Genomic DNA, 19,055 nt, shown 5'->3' on the forward strand with positions numbered 1-19,055 from the left:
ACGTTTCTCCTCTCTCATCTGATTCGGCACATCGCTGCGCTCGATGCCATGGTTATTTCATAGCTAGCTATAATGAAAGAGTCAAACAGGATGCCTGGAGGATGGTTGGAGCAGAAGCTGCTGAAGCAGCGTTTTGAGGCAGTGCTCCTCATGATAGATAGTGTCAAGTAATAGACTGGAAATACTTAAAATGCTGGATTGGACCCCTATAGTTTTCGTTACCTTCAAGGCTCTCGTGCTCGGCACGGGCATGTTCTTCGCCATCAAGTGGCATTACGATCAAGGGAAGAAGGATAAAGACAAGGCGAAGCAGAATCGCGCTGTGCTGCGCGCGAGTGGGAAGGTGGTCGCAGGCTTCGTACTATTGCTTATGGGCCTGGGACTCGTCACCTTCGTCGTTGTCAGGATGGTCGGTTTGGACATGACCCTCCCATGATGGCAAAGAATAGGCGGCCGATATCGAGTGATGCGGCAGCCATTCCCCGATGCGGCTAGTGGCTAGCCCCGCGCGCCGCATGGGCGCGTATCGGCATTTTGTGGCAATTCCAATAATACTAACCAGCCAGCGTGGTGTATAACGAATAGACGTCACGGCATGTGTGACGCATGGCACCGGCGAGTGCCGTACTCGCCCGGAAACCTCATAAGGAGAGCGCTATGCCAAAGTATGTTATTGAGCGTGATATTCCCGGGGCTGGAAAGTTATCAGAGCAAGAGCTTCAAGCCATTTCGCAGAAGTCATGCGGTGTACTAAACAAGATGGGACCCCAAATTCAATGGCTCCAAAGTTATGTGACCGGCGATAAAATCTACTGTGTTTACATCGCTGCAAATGAAGAGCTGGTTCGCGAACATGCCCAGCTAGGCGGCTTCCCTGCGAACCGCGTGTCGGAGGTCATCTCGGTCATTGATCCGACTACGGCGGAGTAGTGCCGCCCAAGTACTGTAGCCTCGTCCTTGGCGGAGCTTCGCTCTGGTAATGCTGAACGTGGCCAAGCCGTTGCCGCCGCGCGGCAGCTCCGCGCGCTGTGGGCGCGCGTTCGATTATCTAATCAGATTTCGATTGAGCCAGCTTTCACAGCACCCAACGCATCAGTTCGTTTCTTCAATCCTCACCTGATCATTTACGCGCGACCGGCCCCTTATCGACCGGCACAAACACTTCCCATTTATGTTGTATCGTGGGCTTTACGGTCTTGTCGCAATTCACAGCAACATTCGCTCCAGACAGGCCATGGCTCTTCGGAGCCCATCTCACCCGTAAAGCTACCGCACATTTTGCCACCAGAATCTTCCGGTTCGGCTCCAATACCTGCCAGCTTGTTCCATTTTTGGAATTCTCGGCAGCCATGAATTTTACTGCTGCATCCCTGATTTCAAACAAGCCATGTATGTCACCGCGTGTCCGATCCTCGTCAAGCGTAGCAGCGAATGCCGATGCGGTACCGGCGGCAAGAACGCCGACAAGGGCGGTGCACACGCGTTTATTCAATCGTAACGGTAGCAACATATTTACTATCCAAATCGGCAACTTCGCCACCCTCACAAAATCAAGCCACTTCACCGCGTCTATAAACAAACTCCTGACGGTCAATACCCTGCGTAACAAAGTCCGCATCCGGCGGTATGGTTTCCCAGAAAAACACATGTTTAAAAATGGGGATTTTGTTGAATTTTTTCGAGCGGAATATCCATCTGTTTTTCGTGAAATCGCTGTAGCGGTCGCCTTTGAACTGCTTGTGCACAGTGGTGAAAGGAAGCAACCTTTCCGCAATATCCGGGAATGAATAATCGGGATGGTTTTCCTTGAATTTCTCAAAAATTTCAAATTGATCTCTGCAGATAACTTGAATGGCAGTTTCCGGAAAGCGATAGCGCGGGGACCACAGGACGTTCCAGCCTGATTCGATTTCATTGATGAAATTCACCAGGCGCGGCGTCATGATATAGGCGTCCGACTCGATATGGATGATCTTATTCACGCCTAATTCATTTGCCACCTTGACCGAGTGGAGAAAGCTGCGCCACCAGCCAGGGTAGTCTGCCCCGCTTTGCCGTCCCAGATTGTTATCGAAGCGAATGATGAGATTTTTATCGCCATTCGACGCCAGCGGAGCGCTATGGGAAACTGTATTGATGATTTCGGCAGGTGGAAGAAATGGCGATCCATCATCAATCATTATCTTCTTTACTGCATTGATTGGAATATCTTCGTAGTAATCGAGCCAGCGTTGATACCGGCTTTCCCATGACGGGGCATCTTTAATAAAACTGGTGCAGAATATAATGGCTTTCATTTGCTAAGCACATTCCTTGTGTTTGAAAATCCAGGTTACTCATGATTGATCATTAAAATTTGCAACTATTTTAACAGATTGGAGGCGCCCTAATAACTGAATGGACATTCCGGCGATGCGGTGCCGCCTCCGCCCGCAGTACAGGCGGCCAAGCATCGGCGCAAGGCCAAGAGGGCCCCAGGCTGTTCACTGATGCCGTAGCGTCCATATGCCTCAATCATCGCTGGTGATACTATCCCCATGGCAAAGGTCTCCCATGCGCAATCTTCTTACACCCGTGAACCAATGAAAAACACCACTATCGAATATCGTCATAACTTTCCCCTTGATCCGCTGGACGTTGTTCGTGTGTTCGATCAATCCGGCATCAAGCGGCCCACCAGCACCCTCCCGCGAATCGCGCGCATGTTTGCCGCGCCTTGCCTGGTGCTGTCGGCATGGGTGGATGGCGAGCTTGTGGGGCTGGCCCGTTCGCTGACCGACCATGCGTATTGCTGCTACCTCTCGGACCTGGCTGTAGACAAGCAGTACCAGGGCCTCGGTATCGGCAAAGAACTTGTCAAACGCACCCAGGCCATCATCGGCGAGGAAGTGTCCTTGATATTGCTGTCCGCCCCCGATGCCATGTCCTACTATCCGACACTTGGTTTTGAGCCTGCCGGCAATGCTTTCGTCATTCGGCGCAAACATTGAGTGAGCGCTTCAAGCCATTCCTGCGCCCTGATGAAACCCGTCTACACCCTCGCCGAAGCCCTGGCACAAGACCCGGCCCGTATCGCCAAGACCCGATCTCTCACTCTCGACAGTTCCAGGCCCCGCATGGGCCTGAAAGGCAGCCAAGGCCTGTTCGCTTCGGACGAGTGGTGGGAAAGCATCAAAGCCGGGCGCATCCAGACGCAAACGGTGACGGGCAGGATCGAGCGCACGTATTTCGCGGGCCAGGATAGCCGGCGTGGCGATCAAGTCAACAGTTTTACCTTGCGCCTGGCGGATGGTTCGACATGCGACGAGAGCATCTACACGCACCGCAAGCATGACACCAAGCTGTTCGTGCCTGGCGCCATGGTGACGATGGTGTATGCGCTGGACGAACTCAAGGAGCAGCCGGCCGCCGACGGTAGTGTCAATGTGGCGCGTATCGTGCTGGAAGGGTATTGTGTCTTTCAGCCACACGAGCCATCTGCATAGAATTGACCTCGGACAAATTCCTCACTGGAATTCGTTTGACCGCCTCACGCGCCAGGTCTAGAGTCAACAAGGAGACTTCAACCGACTGCGTCCCCCCCATGGCCAAGCCCTTTCCCCTGAACCCCAAGAACCCCGAACGCATCTGCTGGGGCTGCGACAAGTATTGCCCGCCGGACGCCATGCGTTGTGGCAATGGTTCCGAGCGCACGCAGCACCCGATCGAACTGTTTGGGGAAGGCTGGAATGACTGGGGGCTGGCGGCGGCCGACAAGGCCGACAAAGAGCAAGAGAATAAGCCGTGATGGCAATCCCCGCCACGCATTGACCCGCTACAATTCCTCATCGCATCCGAGCTGAGGAATCACCATGCAAGAAACCCTGTCCCGCTGGCTGGAAAGCCATGCCGGCGATTGCCCATTCGTCGAGCACCCGGCCGTGCATACCATCAATGAAGCACTGATTCACGTGCCAGCCATGCCCGGCTTGATGGTGAAAAACCTGTTCGTGCGCGACCAGAAAGGGCGCCGGCATTTTCTCGTCATCGTGCCTTTCGACAAGCGCATCGACCTGGCGGCGCTGGGACGTTTGCTGCCGGCGAGCAAGCTGAGCATGGCTTCGCCCGAACGCCTGCTGCAGCACCTGGGTATCACGCCTGGGTCCGTCAGCTTGTTTGCGCTGATACACGACAGCGCGCAGGCTGTGGAACTGGTGCTGGACTAGGCCGTGTGGGAAGCTGATTCAGTGCAAGCCCACCCGCTGCGCAACACGGCCACGGTGGCGCTGTCGCATGCCGCCTTCGTCGATTTCCTTGCGCATACGGGCCACGTACCCCGCATTCTGAGCGTACCGGCGGCTGATTAGCGCGTCTTTTTAATGGCCGGTTACGGGCGCGCCGCCGCTGCGTCGTCCCGGCCGGAAACCGTGTTCGCGGGCCGACCAGGCGACAAGGAAGGTCAGCACTAGCAAGCTCACCATCGCCCACGGGAAAGCGCCCGCGCCCCAGGTTTCCAGCAGGGCGCCGCCCGCCACGCCTGCGGCCGCAATCGCTCCATTCCACGCCACCACATTCATCGACAAGGCCACGTCGGCGCCGCTGCCGGCCGTGTCTGCCAGCGCTGTCTGCAGCAGGGTGGCCGCGCCGCCGAAGCTCAGACCCCAGACGGCCATGCACAGATAGATCACGGTGGGGATATGCGACGCGAAGCCCAGCACGAGGGTCGTCGTGGCGAACATGGCCAGGCTGACCAGCACGGTGGCGCGCAGGTGGAGCTCGACCAGCTTGCCCGTGATCCAGATGCCGGCCATGGCGGCGGCGCCGAAGACGAGCAGGACCAGGTCGACTCGCTCTGCCAATCCTGCCGGCGCGACGAACGGGGCGATGTAGGTGTAGAGAATGTTGTGGGCCAGCATCCAGGCGATGACGACGGCCAGCACGGGGCGTACGCCCGGTGTCGTGAAGACGCGGCGCAGGGGCAGGCGTTCATGGACGGACTGGCCCGGGTAGTCGGGCACTTTCGCCAGTACCCAGGCGATCAGGGCCAATGTCAGGGCGGAAATGATCCAGAACGCGGCGCGCCAGCCGACGAGCGAACCGAGCAAGGTGCCCAGCGGTACGCCCAGGGATAGGGCGACGGGCGCGCCCACCATGGCCAGCGCCAGTGCGCGGCCTTGCTGGTGCGGCGCCACCATGCGGCGCGCATAGCCGGCGAGCAAGCTCCACGCCAGCCCGGCCGCCATGCCGGCAAAGAAGCGGGCCGCCAGAGTCAGCCAGTAGTGAGACGACAGGGCCGTGACGGTATTGAACACGAGAAAGCCGATGATGGTCAGCAGCAGCACGTTGCGGCGGCGCCAGCCGCGCGTGGCGATGGTGAGCGGAATGGCCGCCAGCAGGGAGCCGAGCGCGTAGGCTGTGACCATTTGCCCGGCCAGCGCGGCACTGATGCCGAGGCCCGCGCTGATTTGCGGCAGCAAGCCGGCAGGCAAGGTTTCCGTGACGATGCAGATAAAACCCGTCATGGCCAGGGCCAGCAGGCCGGCAACGGGGAGGTGGTCGGTCAGCGCAGGGCTGGTTCCGGTGGTGAGCGTAGCGTGATTCACGGCAAACATCCTTGTCAAGTAATCGGGCGCAGGAATCCCCCGACCGTTATGGTGGTACATATGTATCGATCGGTATAAATATAGGCGATGGCGTGCCGCGTTGTCAATGACTTCTGTATCGAGTAGTATGTAAGTATGTAAAAGGGAGCGATCGATGGCGCAAATGGGACGGCCGCGCACGTTCGACCGGCAGGCAGCGGTCGAACAGGCCATGTATTTATTCTGGCAGAAGGGATATGAGTCGACGTCCTTGAGCCAGCTCAAGGCGAGCCTGGGCGGCGGCATTTCCGCGCCCAGCTTTTATGCGGCGTTTGGTTCGAAGGAAGCGCTGTTCCGCGAAGCGGCGCAATGCTATCTGGACACGTTTGCACGCGTGACGGAATGCCTGTGGGACGATGGCCTGGCGCCGCGCGCGGCCATCGAGCAGGCCTTGCGCCAGTCGTCCCGCATGCAGTCCGATGCGGGACATCCGCCCGGCTGCATGGTGGCGCTTGGCTGCATGAGCGCGCCGACGGCCGAGCATGCGGCCGTGGCTGCACCGCTGACGGCTTCGCGCGCCCGCACGCGCGCCGGCTTTGTGCGCTGCGTGGAGCGGGGCATGGCCAGCGGCGAATTGCCCGCAGATACGGATGCAACGGCGCTGGCATCCGTCTTCGACAGCTTTTTATCGGGCGTGTCGATTCAGGCCCGCGATGGCGTTGGCTACGCCGTGTTTGACGTTGCCATCACGCAGTTGATGCGCGTGTGGGATGCCAACCGCTTGACCGCCTAGGCCGTAAAGCGAAACTCCAGCACATCGTCGCCATACTTGTCCGTCTCGCCCGTCGCCGTCCAGCCCAGGTAGCGGTAAAAGCCGTAGGAGCGCGAGGCGGGGTCGCTGGAGCAGCCGAGGAACAGCCGCTGATGGCCTTGGGCCCGCAGTTCCGCCATTACCAGTTCCAGCAAGGTCTTGCCGATGCCTAAACCTTCGAATTCCGGCAGCAGGGCCAGGACGATGATTTCGCCCGTGTCGCGCTCGCCAAAGCAGTAGCCGACCAGTTGGCCGTCGTGATGGCAGACCTGGCCAGGCAGGCTGCCCGAACGCATCATTTCCGCCCAGGAATCGGCCGTGATACCGACTTCCGCCAGACGTTCTTTTGGGATGGCATTTTGCCGCGTCTTGCCGCGCAATTCGATGAAGGCCGGCGTGTCTTCCTCTTTGGCGGCATGAAAAGTAATCGATGCTGGATGTGTCGTCATATGTGTTGTTCGATGGTGTCGGATTGGGGGTAAATATCACTCCCAGGATTTGCGCATGATGTGCGCATGGCGCTGCCAGTCAACTACATTTCTCTTTTCGATGGCTTGCTGGCCAGGATTACCGCTATCGATGATTTCATCCTTGACGAGGATCAAGTCGTTTTTTTCATTCAAGCGATATTCACGGTAGCGTTCGCAATCCTGTTCGCGCCGGGCGGTGGCGATTAATTTGTCAGCCCGCCACTTATAGCTGTCTTCGTAAAAACATTGTGCCGCGCAGCCGCAATTGGGGATGCCGCCTTGGATTGCTCGATCGGCCGTGCTGATATCCAGATTAGGAATGGCTGATAGTGGTTTGTTGAAACGGTATTGCTTCGCCGGCGCATCCCACAGCCACACATCGGAACAGCGGATGCGCCCCTGGCTATTCGTGTAGCCGGTGACCCACAGGTCGGCCTGGCCGTCGAAATTCATGTCCAGCAGCAGCGCGTGCAAATTGCCCGTGCCGCTGCTGCTGCAACTGCCATGGATCCACTGCTTGCCGATTTTCAGCCGGTAGGTCTGTTTTTCATCGTGGTTCGCATAGCGGATATCCGTGGCTTGCCGTACTTTGCCTGTCGCGGCTTTGTCCAGGTGCAAGGTGCCGCAATAAGCCGAGGTGGAAATCAGGGATAAAAGCAGAGCAATCAGTTTCATGGCGATATTCTTGGGCAGGCAATTGGGCGCAATGGCTAGATTACATCATGCGGAGAATGATCATAACGCATGATTTGGGCAACGCGCCACACCATTCCCTATCGTGCATTCTGCACGGAACAGTGCTTGTACAATGCCAAAAAATCCCCGAATAAGGAATTCTGATGACATCTTCTCCCGAATCTTTGAATGAAGCGGGCATCCTCGCTTATAACGACGATAACCACGCCGAGGCGTTCAGGCAATTCGACGCGGCGGCGCGCACTGGCGACCCGGCCGGCCAGCATTTACTGGCCAGCCTGTATTACCAGGGCCATGGCGTCGAGCAAAATTTGCCGAGAGCGGTGGAATTGTTCACGGCCGCCGCGCAGGCGGGTTTTCCGCCGTCGCTGGCCAACCTGGCCCTGATGTATGCAAGCGGTGATGGCGTCGCGCAAGACATCGCGCAATCGCTGGCTTACGGACGCCAGGCGGCCGAGGCGGGTGATGGCCAGTCGCAATTCAACCTGGCGCAGGCTTACCGCAAGGGCGATGGCGTACCGCAAGACTATGCCGAGGCGGCGTTCTGGTACAAGCAGGCGGCCGAAGCCGGTTCCCTGTCGGCGCAGAATGAATACGGCTTGCTGTACGCGCAAGGGCAGGGCGTGGAACTCGATTACGTGCAGGCGTACGCGTGGATCGCCATGCCGGCCGAGGCGGGCAGTACGCAATCGATCAAGAACCGCGACCAGTTGCTGGAAATCCTTACGCCCTCACAGCAGCAAGCGGCGCGCGCACTGGCGGCCGAATATGCGGCCCAATATGGCGTCAATCCCCACTAAATAACACCTGACAAAACCTACTGCGCGTCGTAATTTTCGGTCTGCGATGCTCACTGTACCTTCGTACAGTTGCGCTTCTCGACCACAACTTCCTTCCGCTCGCTACGGTTTTGTCAGACGTTGTTAATTCGGTTTTAACGGCAGTTTGATCAGCTCGCCGGCCGCATCGAGTTCATAGCTGTCGAAATCGCGCGCCAGGAACAGCTTGCCTGAGTAATGCAGCCGGGCTTCCGCTTCCAGCTCGGCCATGCCGTCCGCATGGTGATAGCGGGCGCTGAAGTGGGTGAGGATCAGGTTCGGCAGGCGCACCGCTTCGGCGAACTGCGCCACGCGCTGCACGGAACTGTGCGTGGGACCGGGTCCCACCTTTTGCAGCATCGCTTCCGTGTAAGTGGCTTCATGCACGAGCAGTTGCGCACCGGCACAGGCATCCGCCAGCAACGCTGGCGTATCGTTGTCGCCGCCGATCACCACTGTGGAGCGCTGCGTTTCCGTCTGGCGGAAAGCGCCGGCCGCTAGTACCGTACCATCGTCGAGTGTCGCATCCTGGCCCGCCTGCAAGAGTCCCCAGGCGGGACCGGGCGGTACGCCGGCCGCCAGCAGGGCCGGCTTGTCCAGCTTCCACCTGCTTGTTTCCAGCGCAAAACGGTAGCCAACGCTTGGCGCCCGGTGCGACAGCGCGTGGCGCTCGATGGTCAAGCCCGCTGCTTCATGCACGACTTGCGCGCTGTCCACGTCGATATGGATCAGCGGGTACGTCAAAAACAGTTCCGTGTGCAGCAAGGTGGCATCGATCCAGGCCTTGATGGCGGCCGGGGCGATCAGCAGCAGGGGCCTCTTGCGTCCCGTCATCGAGGCGCTGGCCAGCAGGCCCGGCAGACCGTAGCTGTGGTCGCCATGCACGTGGGTGATGCAGATGCCGACCAGGTCGTGCACGGACAGGGGGATGCGCTGCAGCCGGTGCTGCGTCGCTTCGCCGCAATCGATCATCCACCAGTCGCGGTTGTGCGTGGTTTGCAGGGCCAGCGACGTGACGTTGCGGTAGCGCGTGGGCACGCCGGAAGAGGTGCCGAGAAAAGTCAGTTTGAACATGCCCGCATTATGCGGCAGCCGTGCGGGCTTGCCAATGTTCAGCCCACCGGTGGCACCTCGTCTGCCGTGTAATCGACAAAACCGTCGCGGCGGCAAAAGCTGGCCAGTTGCATGCCGGCCTGGCGCGCGATGCGGATGGCCAGCGAGGTGGGCGCCGAGATGGTGGCGACGAGCCCGATATGCATGCGCGCCGACTTGCGCACCAGTTCATAGCTGGCGCGGCTCGACAGGAAGACGAAGCCGTCGTGCATGGCGATGCGGTGCAGGGCCAGGTAGCCGATCAGTTTATCCAGGCCGTTATGCCGGCCCACATCCTCGAACACTTTCACGATGGCGCCCTCGGCCGTGCACCAGGCGGCGGCATGCACGCCGCCCGTCTTGTGCATCAGCTCCTGGTAGGGCAGCAGTTCGCGCGCGGCGCGGCCGAGGATGGCGCTGCTGGCGACCAGCGGCGGTAGGGGACGCGTGATCTTTTCCGGCACCAGGTCCAGCAGGGCCAGGCTTTCGATGCCGCACACGCCGCAACCGGTGCGCCCGGACATCGCGCGGCGGCGGCCCTTGAGCCGCATCAAATCCGGCTGGGCAATGGTCAGCCGCACTTCCGCGCTGTCCTCGCCGCAGCACACGTCGAGGTCGTAGATGTCGCGTACGCTGCCGACGATGCCCTCCGTCAAGGTAAAGCCGACGGCGAATTCCTCGAGGTCGCGCGGCGTAGCCATCATCACCGCGTGGGCGATGCCGTTGTAGACGAGGGCTACGGGATACTCCTCGGCCACCATGTCGTGGCCCGCCGTGGCCACACCGGCCTGGTGGCGCACCATGGGAACTTCCAGGAAACCGTCGCGTTCGGTGGTAGTGGTATCAAAGTCCATGCTGTTCTCCCGTTAATTGATTTGATAGCGCGGGCAGGGCTGGATCGATGGCGGCAGCGGGTCGCCGTTCAATTCCAGCAGCGAGCGTTCTGTTTCCCGCGTCATGGCGTTCAGGGCCAGGCAGTTGGGCGCCAGGCCGAACGGTTCGGCGATCTGTTGCGCGATGGCTTCCAGCGCAAACAGGGTGTAGGCAACAAAGACGGAAATGAGGGGCGTGGCCACGCCGATGGCGTCCACCAGGCCCAGCGGCAGTAAAAAACAGTACATGTAGACGGTGCGGTGCACCAGCACGCCATACGGATATGGAATCGGCGTGTTCTTGATGCGCTCGCAGCCGGCCACGGTGGCGGCCAGGTCGTTGAGCTGCGTGTCGAGCATCCACAGCAGCTGCGTCTGGCCCGGCTGGCGCCGCACGGCGTCGTACAGCATGGCCCGTACCGCATGCAGCACGGCGACGGGTTTGAAGTGGATACCTTGCAAGCGCTGCACTTCCTCGGCCGGCAGGTAGCGCGCCAGGTCTTGCTGCGGATCTGTCTGGCGCAGCTGGTGCTTGAGCGCGTAGACGAAGGCGGTCAGGCGGCGCAGCAGCAACTCGCGGTCCAGGCCGCTCGTTTCCTGCGGCAGATACGTGATCGCCTGCGAAGCCAGGGCCCGTGCGGCGATCAGCAATTGCCCCCAGATATGCCGCGCCTCGACAAAGCGCGCATAGCTGGCGTTGTTGCGAAAGCCGAGAAAGATCGCCAGGCTGATGCCGACCATGGGAAATGGCGCCGTATCGAGCGGAATCTTGACGCCGAAGATACGGCCATCCGTCAGCAAGGCCAGCGAACTGACGACCAGCATCAGCAGCAATTGCGGGATGATGGCTTGCAGCACCGAGCCATCCCATACGAACAGCATGCGAAACCAGTTGGTGGTGGGGCGGATAATCATGATGGAAGACGCATGCCGTGATGCCGGTTAATGTTTCCGGGGCACGACTTTGCCCTCGAAGACGTAGTATTGGAACAGGTTGTAGCCGATCATGATCGGCAGCATGGCACCCATGCCGATGAGCATGAAGATCAGGGTCGGCTCATCCGAGGCGGCCGCCGCGATGCTCAGCTTGCCCGGTACGAGGTCGGGGAAAAAGCTGATGGCCAGGCCCGCGAACGAGGCCAGGAACAGCACGATGGCGCCGCGGAACGGGCCGCGCACGCCGTTCACGTGCACGGCCCACAGGATGTAAATAAAAGCGCTGGCGGCGATGGCGGCCAGGGCCAGCAGCACGCCGAATACGCCCGGCTGCGCCCAGCGGTCGTGGCCGATGGCACTGAAGACCATGGTGCCGGCCGACAGCACGATGGCGGCCGCGACAGTCGCCAGCACGCTGGCCGTCGCATAGCGGCGCGCCGCCGCTTCCAGCTGGCCGCCCGTCTTCTTGATCAGGTAAGTGCTGCCCAGCAGGCAATAGCCGGCCACCACGCCCAGCGCCGTGCAGGCCGTGAAGATGCCGCTCAGCCAGCCCGGCTGCAAGCCCGTGATGACCTCGCCCAGCACCACGCCTTGCGCCACGGCGGCCAGCAGGCTGCCCACGCCGAAGATCACGTCCCACAGGCGCTTGTTGCCGGCCGCATGGCGGAACTCGATCGAGGCACCGCGCATGATCAGGCTGGCGATCAGCAGCATGATGGGAATGTACAGCTGTTCCAGCAAGGTGGCGTAGGCGCTGGGGAAGGCGCCGAACAGGGCGCCGCCCACTACGACCAGCCAGGTCTCGTTGGCGTCCCACACGTGCTCGATAGACTGGAAGATCAGGTTGCGTTCCTGCTCGCGGCGGGTGAACAGGCTGAGGATACCCACGCCCAGGTCGAAACCGTCCGTGACCACGTAAAAGATCAGCATCAGGCCGATCAGGCCGAACCAGGCATTGCCCAGCATGGCATGCGAATTGATATCCATTACAAACTCCTTGATTGGTAGCGGCGCATTTCAGTAGCCCACGGCATGGGCAGCGTCCGGCAGCGGCAGTGCCACGTCCGGGCCTTGTTGCAGCCATTTCTTGGCAAACACAAAGAAAGTGACGAACAGCACGATGTAAAACACGAAGAACATCAGCATGCTGCCGGCCACGGCATGGGCCGCCACGTCGGAGACGGCGTCGCGCGTGCGCAGCAGGCCGTACACGACCCACGGCTGGCGTCCCACTTCGCGCACGATCCAGCCGCACTCGACGGCGATGTAGGGCAGCGGTATTGTCAGCACCCAGGCCAGCAGCAGCTTTCGGTTGCGTACGAACTCTTCCACCCGTCCGCCCGCCTTGCGCCAGACCACGAAGGTCCAGAACGACAGCAGCACGAACCACATGCCGATGCCGGCCATGGCGCGAAACGCGTAGTACAGCAGCGGCAGCATGGGCGGCTGGTCTTCGCGGGCGATGTCGGCCAGGCCCGTGATCTTGCCCGTGGCGCTATGCGTGGCGATCACGCTGAGCATGCCGGGCACTTCGATCGACCAGTCATTCTTTTGTTCAAGCTGGTTGGGCCAGGCCAGCAAGGACCAGGCCGCGCCTTCACCATCGCGGTTCGTGTGCCAGTGGCCTTCGATGGCCGCACCCTTGGCGGGCTGGGTCTTGAAAACATCGACGCCGCTCGAATCGCCGAGCCAGACCTGCAACGGCGCGATGATGAGCAGCAGCATCAGCGCCAGCTTGAACGAGCGGGCGAAGAAGGCCGGTTCGCGGCGCTTGAACATATACCAGGCGGAAATACCGGCGATGACGAACAAGCCCGTTTCCACGGCGGCCACCCACATGTGGCCCACGGCCCAGGCCATGTCGGGATTGAAGATGGCGGCCACGTAATCGGTGACGATGATCTTGCCGTCGACCACGCGCACGCCGGCCGGCGTCTGCATCCAGGAATTGGCGACCATGATCCAGAACGAGGAAATGCTGGAGCCGAGCGCCACCATGCCGGTGGCAAACAGGTGCACGCCTTTCGGTACGCGGCCCCAGCCGAACATCATGACGCCGATGAAGCCCGCTTCCAGCATAAAGGCCATGGCGCCCTCGAAGCCGAGGATGTTGCCGATGAACTGGCCCGAGTGGTGCGAGAACGGCGCCCAGTTGGTGCCGAACTGGAATTCCAGGGGAATGCCGCTGACGACGCCGACGGCAAAGTTCAGCACCAGCAGCTTGCTCCAGAAGCGCGCGTGGCGATAGTAGACGGGGTCGCTGGTGCGCAGCCACAGCGCCTCGACAACGAACAGGAACAGCGACAGGCTGATCGTCAATATGGGCCACAGGATGTGGAAGATGGCCGTCATCGCAAATTGCGCGCGCGACAGGTCCAGGGTATCGAAACCGAACATGGCGTTCTCCTGATCAGCTGAGGGCGGCCGAAGGCGACAGCAGCACGGGGATGGATTTGAAGGTCGGCGTGCGCGAACCTTCGCCCACGCTGTCGAGCGGCACCAGCGGATTGGTTTCCGGGTAGTAGGCGCCGATGCAGCCGCGCGGGATGTCGTACTCGACCAGCAGGAAGCGGTCGGCGCGGCGTTCGATGCCGTCATGCCACACGCCGATCAGGTCGACCCAGTCGCCGGCCGCAAAGCCCAGCATGGCCAGGTCGTCCTTGTTGATGAAGACCACGCGGCGCTGGCCGAACACGCCGCGGTAGCGATCGTCCATGGCGTAGATCGTCGTGTTGTACTGGTCGTGCGAACGCGTGGTCATCAGCACCATCAGGCGCTCGCCATATTGCTGGCGCGCACGGTGGATCGGCGTGTCCAGTTCCACGGCGTTGACGATGAATTGCGCCTTGCCGCTGTCCGTCTTCCATACCCGTTCGCGCGAGGCGATTTTCAGGTGGAAACCGCCCGGCTTGGCTATGCGCAAGTTGTAGTCGAAAAAGTCATCGAATACTTGCTCGATGGAGTCGCGCAGCAGCGCATAGTTGCCGGCATAGCGCAGCCAGTCGATCTTTTCGCTGCCCACGGTCGCTTGCGCCATGCCGGCCACGATGGCGATTTCCGAACGCAGATTGGGCGAGGCGGGCTGGTTCATGCCGAACGAGATGTGCACCATGCTCATCGAGTCTTCCACCGTCACGCCTTGCGCCACGCCCTGCTGCACGTCGATCTCCGTGCGGCCCAGGGTGGGCAGGATCAGCGCATCCTTGCCATGCACGAGGTGGCTGCGGTTGAGCTTGGTGGCGATGTGCACGGTCAGGTCGCACGAGCGCAGCGCGCCCCACGTGCGCGGCGTGTCCGGCGTGGCCATCGAGAAGTTGCCGCCGAGCGCCACAAATACTTTGACTTTCTTTTCCAGCATGGCCGCGATGGTGCCGACGGCGTCGTAGCCGTGGTGGCGCGGCGGCTCGAAGTTGAAGACGAGGCCCAGGCGGTCGAGGAATTCCTTGGTCGGCTGTTCCTCGATGCCCATGGTGCGGTCGCCCTGCACGTTCGAGTGGCCGCGCACGGGACACAGGCCCGCGCCGCGCTTGCCGATATTGCCGCGCATCATCATCAAGTTCGACAGGATTTGCACGGTGGCCAGCGAGTTCTTGTGCTGCGTCACGCCCATGCCCCAGGTGGCGATGACGGCCTTGCCTTTCACATAGATCTGCGTGAGCTCTTCGATCTTGTCGCGCGCCACGCCCGATTCGGCCAGCAGCAAATCCCAGCTTTCCGCGCGCAGGTCGGCCGCGAACGCGTCGAGGCCCGTCGTGTGTTCAGCGATGAAGGCGCAGTCGAGCACGCGCTCCTGGCCGTGGGCGATGGCCTCGTCATCGAGCTCGACGACGCGCTTGGCCATGGCCTTGATCAGCGCGAAGTCGCCACCCAGGGTCGGGCAGATGAACAGCGAGCAGATGTTCGTGCTGCCGCCCGTCAGCATTTCCAGCGGATGCTGCGGACTCGTGAAGCGCTCCAGGCCCCGTTCGTGCAATGGGTTGATGGAAACAATGGTGGCGCCACGGCGCGATGCTTCGCGCAGTTCGCCCAGCATGCGCGGATGGTTGGTGGCCGGATTCTGGCCGAACAGCAGCAGGGTGTCCGCATGCTCGAAGTCGTCGAGCAGCACCGTGCCCTTGCCGATGCCCACCGTTTCCGGCAAGCCACGGCTCGTCGCTTCGTGGCACAGGTTGGAGCAATCAGGAAAATTGTTGGTGCCGTAGGCGCGCACGAACAGCTGGTACAGGAAGGCCGCTTCGTTGCTGGCGCGCCCCGATGTGTAGAAGGCGGCCTGGTTCGGGTCGTCCAGCGCGTGCAGGTGGTGCGCCACGAGGGCGAACGCGTCGTCCCAGGAAATGGCCTGGTATTTGTCGCTGGCGGCGTCGTACACCATGGGGTCCGTCAAACGGCCATGTTGCTCCAGATCATAGTCTGACTGCCCCATCAGTTCGGTGACCGTGTGCTCCTGGAAAAACTCGGGGCGCACGCGCTTGCTCGTCGATTCGGCGGCCACGGCCTTGACGCCGTTTTCGCAGAATTCAAACGTCGACGCGTGTTCGCGGTCGGGCCAGGCGCAGCCGGGACAGTCGAAACCATCGGGCTGGTTTTGCTCGAACAGCGAGCGGTAATTGCCCGCGCTGACTTTTTCCTTGAACAGATTGATGGCCACGTACTTGAGGGCACCCCAACCGGCCGCGGCATGGGTGTAGGGCGCGATGCGCGCGTCGGACTTTGGCTTGCTCATGATGACTCTCCTGGTGATATGCGATGGGACAATCACATGGTAGGGGCGGCGGACAGCCCCATAGGCGCACAGTTCCGGCTAAAAAAACAGAGTACAGATGGCAAGACGACGATGCCGGTCGCGCCGGCGCCGGCCGTGATTTATGATGTGGACAAGGAGAAAAACATGCACAAGGAAGACAAGGAAGTGGGAGTCGACGCGGCACTGATAGCCCTGCTGGCGCTGCTGTGGCAAGCGCGGCAGGAGGCGTCGGAAAAACCGTGGTCGCTGGCCAAGCTGGCCAAGCGGGCAGGAGTACAGATGAGCACTTTGCTGCGCCAGCTCAATGCGCTGTCCAGCGCGGGACTGGTGACCGTTGCCACGGCGGAGGGTGGCGGCGGCAGCGCTTCGCTGAGTACGGCGGGCGCCGAGCTGTGCGCCAGCATGTTCGCGCCACCAGGAGAGTAAAGCCGAATCTGTACTCTATCGCCTGGCGCCGGACTGTACCTCCTTGAGTGCCTGCTTTCGTCCTATGCTACTTCCAGACGAACGCACATCAAGGGGAAGCACAATGAACACCATCAGGTATCCGCAGCCAGACCATAGTGAGCCGTGCGTGGACATGCTGGGCCGCCCCCTGACGGACTTGCGCATTTCCGTCATCGACCAGTGCAATTTCCGCTGCACCTATTGCATGCCGGCCGAGCTGTACCCGAGCGATTATCCGTTTCTTCCCTCCAGCGAGCGCCTGTCCTTCGCGCAGATCGAAACGATGGCGCGCGCCTTCGTGCGCCTCGGCGTGAATAAAATCCGCATCACGGGCGGCGAGCCGCTGCTGCGCAAGAACCTGGAGCAACTGATCGAGTCGCTGGCGCGGCTCACCACGCCGGACGGGCGCGCCGTGAGCATCGCCCTGACGACGAATGGCAGCTTGCTGGCGGCCAAGGCGCGTTCGCTGAAGGATGCTGGCCTGGACCGGGTCACCGTCAGTCTCGACAGTCTGGACAACGGTATTTTCCAGCGCATGAATGGCGTCGACTTTCCTGTCGAGAAAGTGCTGCACGGGATCGAGGTAGCGCAAGCCGTGGGATTGAGCCCCGTGAAGGTCAACATGGTCGTGCAGAAAGGCGTCAACGACAGCCAGATCGTGCCGCTGGCGCGCCGCTTCCGCCACACGGGCGTGATCCTACGCCTGATCGAATTCATGGACGTGGGCGGCATCGGCGCCTGGTCGCGCACGCACGTCGTCACGTCTGACGCGGCGCGCGCGCTGATCGCCGCCGAATTCCCCCTCGTGTCGCTGGGCGAAGGCAAGCCTGTCCTGCACGAGACGGCCAGCCGCTACCGTTACCTCGATGGCGGCGGCGAAGTGGGTTTTATTTCCAGCGTGTCGCAGCCGTTCTGCGGCAACTGCAGCAGGGTGCGCGTGTCGTCGGACGGCAAGCTGTTTACTTGTTTGTTCGCCCAGGACGGCCTCGACCTGCGGCCCCGGCTTGACTCCGGGCAAGAACTGGAAACCCTGCTGCGCCAGCACTGGCAGCGGCGTGGCGACCGCTATTCGGAAGTGCGCGGTGCACTGGCCCAGCTTGGCGGGCGCAAGCAGTATCCCACCGTGCGCATGTCGCTGGTGGGCGGGTGAGTGATCTACAGGAATTCGGTGATCAGTTTGCCGAGCAGGATAATGGCTTGCTCGACGCCCACACTCCACGGATAGCTGTAGTTGAGGCGGATGCAATGCTTGTAGGCCTGGCTGACGGAAAACATGCGCCCCGGACCCACCGTGATCTTGCATTCCAGCGCGCGCCGGTACAGCTGCATGGAGTCTATGCCGCCGGGCAATTCCACCCACAGCACGTAGCCGCCCTGCGGGTGCGAGATTTTCGTGCCAGCAGGAAAGAAGCGCTGCACGGCGGCAGCCATGATGCGCGCTTGCTGGGCATAGGCCTTGCGGGTGCGGCGCAGATGCTGTTCGTAGCCATCGTTTTGCAGGTATTCGGCGATGGCCAGCTGCGGAAACGACGATGTGGCCAGGGTGTTGAGGAATTTGAGTTCCTCGACCTTGCCCCGGTAGCGCCCAGCCAGGGCCCAGCCCACGCGCTGCGCGGAACTGAGGCTCTTGGAAAACGAGGAACAGTGCAGCACCATGCCCTTGCGGTCGTACGACTTGAGCGAGGACGGGTGGGCGTCGCCGTAATACAGTTCGTTGTAGACGCCGTTTTCGATGGCGGGCACGTCGTGCTGCTCCAGCAGCTGGACCAGGGCGCGCTTGCGCTGGTCGGACATCTGGAAGCCCAGCGGATTCTGGAAGTTCGGCATCACCATGACGGCGGCGATCGGTTGCCGGGCCATGATGTCGGCCAGCGCTTCGATGCTGATGCCGTCGTACGGATCGGTGGACACTTCCACCACCTTCATGCCCAGCCGTTCGACGGCCATCAGCATGGCATAGAAGGTGGGCGACTCGACGGCGATGGTATCGCCCGGCTTGGCCACGGCTTGCAGGCACAGGTTGATCGCTTCCGTGGCGCCCACGGTGACGATGATTTCATCGGGATCGATGGCCAGGCCGTTCTCCATGTAGCGGCGGGCGATTTCGCGGATCAGCTGCGGGTTGCCCGGCGGCAGGTCGTCCGTCATGTTCCACACGCGGTTGCGGCGCGCCACGGCACCCGCATACTGGTTGATGCGTTCCCAGGGAAACAGCGACGGGTCGGGGTAGGGCGAGCCCAGCGGGATGGCATCGTGCAAGCCGATCGAGCGCAAGGTCGACAGCACCAGGCGGCTGACGTGCACTTCCGCCGGAACGGGACTGGGCTGGGAGGCCTGCATGCACAGGTCGGCGGTCTGCACATCGCCGGCGCGCGGGCGCACGAAGTAGCCGGACTGGGGCCGGCTTTCGATCACGCCCATGCTTTCCAGCTTGACGTAGGCGCGCAGCACCGTGGTGATGCTCAGCTTGTGCTGCTGGCTGGTCTGGCGCACCGAGGGAATGCGTTCGCCTGGCAGGAGCACGCCCTTGTCCACCAGTTGCTCGATGTCGCTGACAAGCTTTTCATACAATTTCATGCAATGGTATCCATTCTTATTCTTGCTCTAC

Annotated in this window: 23 protein-coding genes; 11 read left to right on the forward strand and 12 right to left on the reverse strand. The window is 61.2% G+C overall.

What is annotated here, in order from left to right; translation table 11 throughout:
• The first annotated feature begins 190 nt into the window (after nucleotides 1-190).
• A complete protein-coding gene (locus tag V3C40_RS24880) occupies nucleotides 191-436 on the forward strand; it encodes a hypothetical protein (RefSeq protein WP_034759085.1) in 246 nt (81 codons plus the stop codon).
• Nucleotides 437-657: 221 nt separating this feature from the next.
• Nucleotides 658-930, forward strand: a complete 273-nt coding sequence (locus V3C40_RS24885; RefSeq protein ID WP_034759082.1) for a DUF4242 domain-containing protein — start codon at nucleotides 658-660, stop codon at nucleotides 928-930.
• A 190-nt stretch (nucleotides 931-1,120) separates the two neighbouring features.
• On the opposite strand, the gene V3C40_RS24890 is transcribed toward V3C40_RS24885, so the two are convergent.
• Entirely contained in the window at nucleotides 1,121-1,510 is a 390-nt protein-coding gene (locus V3C40_RS24890; protein WP_331778794.1) for a hypothetical protein, read from the reverse strand.
• Between the two features lie 40 nt (nucleotides 1,511-1,550).
• Nucleotides 1,551-2,297 carry a hypothetical protein gene (locus V3C40_RS24895; protein WP_331778795.1) on the reverse strand — a complete coding sequence of 249 codons (747 nt, stop codon included), beginning with the start codon at nucleotides 2,295-2,297 and terminating at the stop codon, nucleotides 1,551-1,553.
• A gap of 240 nt (nucleotides 2,298-2,537) precedes the next feature.
• Between V3C40_RS24895 and V3C40_RS24900 the strand changes: the two genes are divergently transcribed.
• The 5 genes from V3C40_RS24900 (at nucleotide 2,538) to V3C40_RS24920 (ending at nucleotide 4,346) form a co-directional block, all read left to right on the forward strand.
• Nucleotides 2,538-2,990, forward strand: coding sequence for a GNAT family N-acetyltransferase (locus tag V3C40_RS24900; RefSeq protein ID WP_254671693.1), 453 nt, complete (start codon nucleotides 2,538-2,540; stop codon nucleotides 2,988-2,990).
• Nucleotides 2,991-3,485, forward strand: a complete 495-nt coding sequence (locus V3C40_RS24905) for a hypothetical protein (RefSeq protein ID WP_217494641.1) — start codon at nucleotides 2,991-2,993, stop codon at nucleotides 3,483-3,485.
• Between the two features lie 98 nt (nucleotides 3,486-3,583).
• Complete coding sequence (locus V3C40_RS24910; protein ID WP_034759072.1) at nucleotides 3,584-3,787, forward strand: DUF3079 domain-containing protein; 204 nt, start codon at nucleotides 3,584-3,586, stop codon at nucleotides 3,785-3,787.
• 64 nt (nucleotides 3,788-3,851) lie between these two features.
• Nucleotides 3,852-4,205 (forward strand): YbaK/EbsC family protein, encoded by a 354-nt coding sequence (locus V3C40_RS24915; protein ID WP_331778796.1) that lies wholly within the window; start codon nucleotides 3,852-3,854, stop codon nucleotides 4,203-4,205.
• A 3-nt stretch (nucleotides 4,206-4,208) separates the two neighbouring features.
• Nucleotides 4,209-4,346 (forward strand): hypothetical protein, encoded by a 138-nt coding sequence (locus V3C40_RS24920; protein ID WP_331778797.1) that lies wholly within the window; start codon nucleotides 4,209-4,211, stop codon nucleotides 4,344-4,346.
• Between the two features lie 9 nt (nucleotides 4,347-4,355).
• On the opposite strand, the gene V3C40_RS24925 is transcribed toward V3C40_RS24920, so the two are convergent.
• Nucleotides 4,356-5,591, reverse strand: coding sequence for an MFS transporter (locus V3C40_RS24925; protein ID WP_442907311.1), 1,236 nt, complete (start codon nucleotides 5,589-5,591; stop codon nucleotides 4,356-4,358).
• 145 nt (nucleotides 5,592-5,736) lie between these two features.
• Between V3C40_RS24925 and V3C40_RS24930 the strand changes: the two genes are divergently transcribed.
• On the forward strand, nucleotides 5,737-6,354 hold the full coding sequence (locus V3C40_RS24930) for a TetR/AcrR family transcriptional regulator (RefSeq protein WP_331778798.1): 618 nt from the start codon (nucleotides 5,737-5,739) through the stop codon (nucleotides 6,352-6,354).
• On the opposite strand, the gene V3C40_RS24935 is transcribed toward V3C40_RS24930, so the two are convergent.
• Both V3C40_RS24935 and V3C40_RS24940 read right to left on the reverse strand, forming a co-directional pair.
• Nucleotides 6,351-6,821 carry a GNAT family N-acetyltransferase gene (locus V3C40_RS24935; protein WP_331778799.1) on the reverse strand — a complete coding sequence of 157 codons (471 nt, stop codon included), beginning with the start codon at nucleotides 6,819-6,821 and terminating at the stop codon, nucleotides 6,351-6,353. The two genes, V3C40_RS24930 and V3C40_RS24935, sit on opposite strands and share 4 nt — an antisense overlap.
• A gap of 36 nt (nucleotides 6,822-6,857) precedes the next feature.
• Nucleotides 6,858-7,517: an XAC2610-related protein gene (locus V3C40_RS24940; RefSeq protein WP_331778800.1), complete on the reverse strand. Its 660-nt coding sequence runs from the start codon at nucleotides 7,515-7,517 to the stop codon at nucleotides 6,858-6,860.
• A gap of 164 nt (nucleotides 7,518-7,681) precedes the next feature.
• Here V3C40_RS24940 and V3C40_RS24945 point away from each other — a divergent pair, with 164 nt between their 5' ends.
• Nucleotides 7,682-8,338, forward strand: a complete 657-nt coding sequence (locus V3C40_RS24945) for a tetratricopeptide repeat protein (protein WP_072456389.1) — start codon at nucleotides 7,682-7,684, stop codon at nucleotides 8,336-8,338.
• Between the two features lie 123 nt (nucleotides 8,339-8,461).
• On the opposite strand, the gene V3C40_RS24950 is transcribed toward V3C40_RS24945, so the two are convergent.
• From V3C40_RS24950 to V3C40_RS24975, 6 genes are read right to left on the reverse strand one after another with little or no spacing between them, the layout of a single operon-like run.
• Nucleotides 8,462-9,430 (reverse strand): ribonuclease Z, encoded by a 969-nt coding sequence (locus tag V3C40_RS24950; protein WP_331778801.1) that lies wholly within the window; start codon nucleotides 9,428-9,430, stop codon nucleotides 8,462-8,464.
• 38 nt (nucleotides 9,431-9,468) lie between these two features.
• Nucleotides 9,469-10,302, reverse strand: coding sequence for a formate dehydrogenase accessory sulfurtransferase FdhD (gene fdhD, locus V3C40_RS24955; RefSeq protein WP_034759049.1), 834 nt, complete (start codon nucleotides 10,300-10,302; stop codon nucleotides 9,469-9,471).
• A gap of 12 nt (nucleotides 10,303-10,314) precedes the next feature.
• Complete coding sequence (locus tag V3C40_RS24960; RefSeq protein ID WP_034759046.1) at nucleotides 10,315-11,235, reverse strand: bestrophin family protein; 921 nt, start codon at nucleotides 11,233-11,235, stop codon at nucleotides 10,315-10,317.
• Between the two features lie 27 nt (nucleotides 11,236-11,262).
• Nucleotides 11,263-12,243 (reverse strand): cytochrome d ubiquinol oxidase subunit II, encoded by a 981-nt coding sequence (locus V3C40_RS24965; RefSeq protein ID WP_070304129.1) that lies wholly within the window; start codon nucleotides 12,241-12,243, stop codon nucleotides 11,263-11,265.
• A gap of 30 nt (nucleotides 12,244-12,273) precedes the next feature.
• Nucleotides 12,274-13,653, reverse strand: a complete 1,380-nt coding sequence (locus V3C40_RS24970; RefSeq protein WP_070304128.1) for a cytochrome ubiquinol oxidase subunit I — start codon at nucleotides 13,651-13,653, stop codon at nucleotides 12,274-12,276.
• Between the two features lie 13 nt (nucleotides 13,654-13,666).
• Entirely contained in the window at nucleotides 13,667-15,979 is a 2,313-nt protein-coding gene (locus V3C40_RS24975) for an FdhF/YdeP family oxidoreductase (protein WP_331778802.1), read from the reverse strand.
• A gap of 165 nt (nucleotides 15,980-16,144) precedes the next feature.
• On the opposite strand from V3C40_RS24975, the gene V3C40_RS24980 reads away from it, so the two are divergent.
• Nucleotides 16,145-16,426 (forward strand): helix-turn-helix domain-containing protein, encoded by a 282-nt coding sequence (locus V3C40_RS24980; protein WP_070304164.1) that lies wholly within the window; start codon nucleotides 16,145-16,147, stop codon nucleotides 16,424-16,426.
• A 103-nt stretch (nucleotides 16,427-16,529) separates the two neighbouring features.
• Entirely contained in the window at nucleotides 16,530-17,597 is a 1,068-nt protein-coding gene (moaA, locus tag V3C40_RS24985; RefSeq protein WP_139143443.1) for a GTP 3',8-cyclase MoaA, read from the forward strand.
• A 5-nt stretch (nucleotides 17,598-17,602) separates the two neighbouring features.
• Here the strand turns inward: moaA and V3C40_RS24990 are convergent, their stop codons facing one another.
• On the reverse strand, nucleotides 17,603-19,024 hold the full coding sequence (locus V3C40_RS24990; RefSeq protein ID WP_331778803.1) for an aminotransferase-like domain-containing protein: 1,422 nt from the start codon (nucleotides 19,022-19,024) through the stop codon (nucleotides 17,603-17,605).
• Nucleotides 19,025-19,055 lie beyond the last annotated feature (31 nt).

Origin of the sequence: Janthinobacterium sp. LS2A (genome assembly GCF_036543145.1) — a bacterium.
Classification (GTDB): domain Bacteria; phylum Pseudomonadota; class Gammaproteobacteria; order Burkholderiales; family Burkholderiaceae_D; genus Janthinobacterium; species Janthinobacterium aestuarii.

Coding starts and splice junctions, on each gene's coding strand:
- V3C40_RS24980 (WP_070304164.1), top strand. CDS start 16,145: ATGCACAAGGAAGACAAGGAAGTGGGAGTCGACGCGGCACTGATAGCC.
- V3C40_RS24880 (WP_034759085.1), top strand. CDS start 191: ATGCTGGATTGGACCCCTATAGTTTTCGTTACCTTCAAGGCTCTCGTG.
- V3C40_RS24950 (WP_331778801.1), bottom strand. CDS start 9,430: ATGTTCAAACTGACTTTTCTCGGCACCTCTTCCGGCGTGCCCACGCGC.
- moaA (WP_139143443.1), top strand. CDS start 16,530: ATGAACACCATCAGGTATCCGCAGCCAGACCATAGTGAGCCGTGCGTG.
- V3C40_RS24910 (WP_034759072.1), top strand. CDS start 3,584: ATGGCCAAGCCCTTTCCCCTGAACCCCAAGAACCCCGAACGCATCTGC.
- V3C40_RS24940 (WP_331778800.1), bottom strand. CDS start 7,517: ATGAAACTGATTGCTCTGCTTTTATCCCTGATTTCCACCTCGGCTTAT.
- V3C40_RS24945 (WP_072456389.1), top strand. CDS start 7,682: ATGACATCTTCTCCCGAATCTTTGAATGAAGCGGGCATCCTCGCTTAT.
- V3C40_RS24970 (WP_070304128.1), bottom strand. CDS start 13,653: ATGTTCGGTTTCGATACCCTGGACCTGTCGCGCGCGCAATTTGCGATG.
- V3C40_RS24975 (WP_331778802.1), bottom strand. CDS start 15,979: ATGAGCAAGCCAAAGTCCGACGCGCGCATCGCGCCCTACACCCATGCC.
- V3C40_RS24930 (WP_331778798.1), top strand. CDS start 5,737: ATGGCGCAAATGGGACGGCCGCGCACGTTCGACCGGCAGGCAGCGGTC.
- fdhD (WP_034759049.1), bottom strand. CDS start 10,302: ATGGACTTTGATACCACTACCACCGAACGCGACGGTTTCCTGGAAGTT.
- V3C40_RS24990 (WP_331778803.1), bottom strand. CDS start 19,024: ATGAAATTGTATGAAAAGCTTGTCAGCGACATCGAGCAACTGGTGGAC.
- V3C40_RS24935 (WP_331778799.1), bottom strand. CDS start 6,821: ATGACGACACATCCAGCATCGATTACTTTTCATGCCGCCAAAGAGGAA.
- V3C40_RS24915 (WP_331778796.1), top strand. CDS start 3,852: ATGCAAGAAACCCTGTCCCGCTGGCTGGAAAGCCATGCCGGCGATTGC.
- V3C40_RS24890 (WP_331778794.1), bottom strand. CDS start 1,510: ATGTTGCTACCGTTACGATTGAATAAACGCGTGTGCACCGCCCTTGTC.
- V3C40_RS24925 (WP_442907311.1), bottom strand. CDS start 5,591: ATGTTTGCCGTGAATCACGCTACGCTCACCACCGGAACCAGCCCTGCG.
- V3C40_RS24900 (WP_254671693.1), top strand. CDS start 2,538: ATGGCAAAGGTCTCCCATGCGCAATCTTCTTACACCCGTGAACCAATG.
- V3C40_RS24895 (WP_331778795.1), bottom strand. CDS start 2,297: ATGAAAGCCATTATATTCTGCACCAGTTTTATTAAAGATGCCCCGTCA.
- V3C40_RS24965 (WP_070304129.1), bottom strand. CDS start 12,243: ATGGATATCAATTCGCATGCCATGCTGGGCAATGCCTGGTTCGGCCTG.
- V3C40_RS24960 (WP_034759046.1), bottom strand. CDS start 11,235: ATGATTATCCGCCCCACCACCAACTGGTTTCGCATGCTGTTCGTATGG.
- V3C40_RS24885 (WP_034759082.1), top strand. CDS start 658: ATGCCAAAGTATGTTATTGAGCGTGATATTCCCGGGGCTGGAAAGTTA.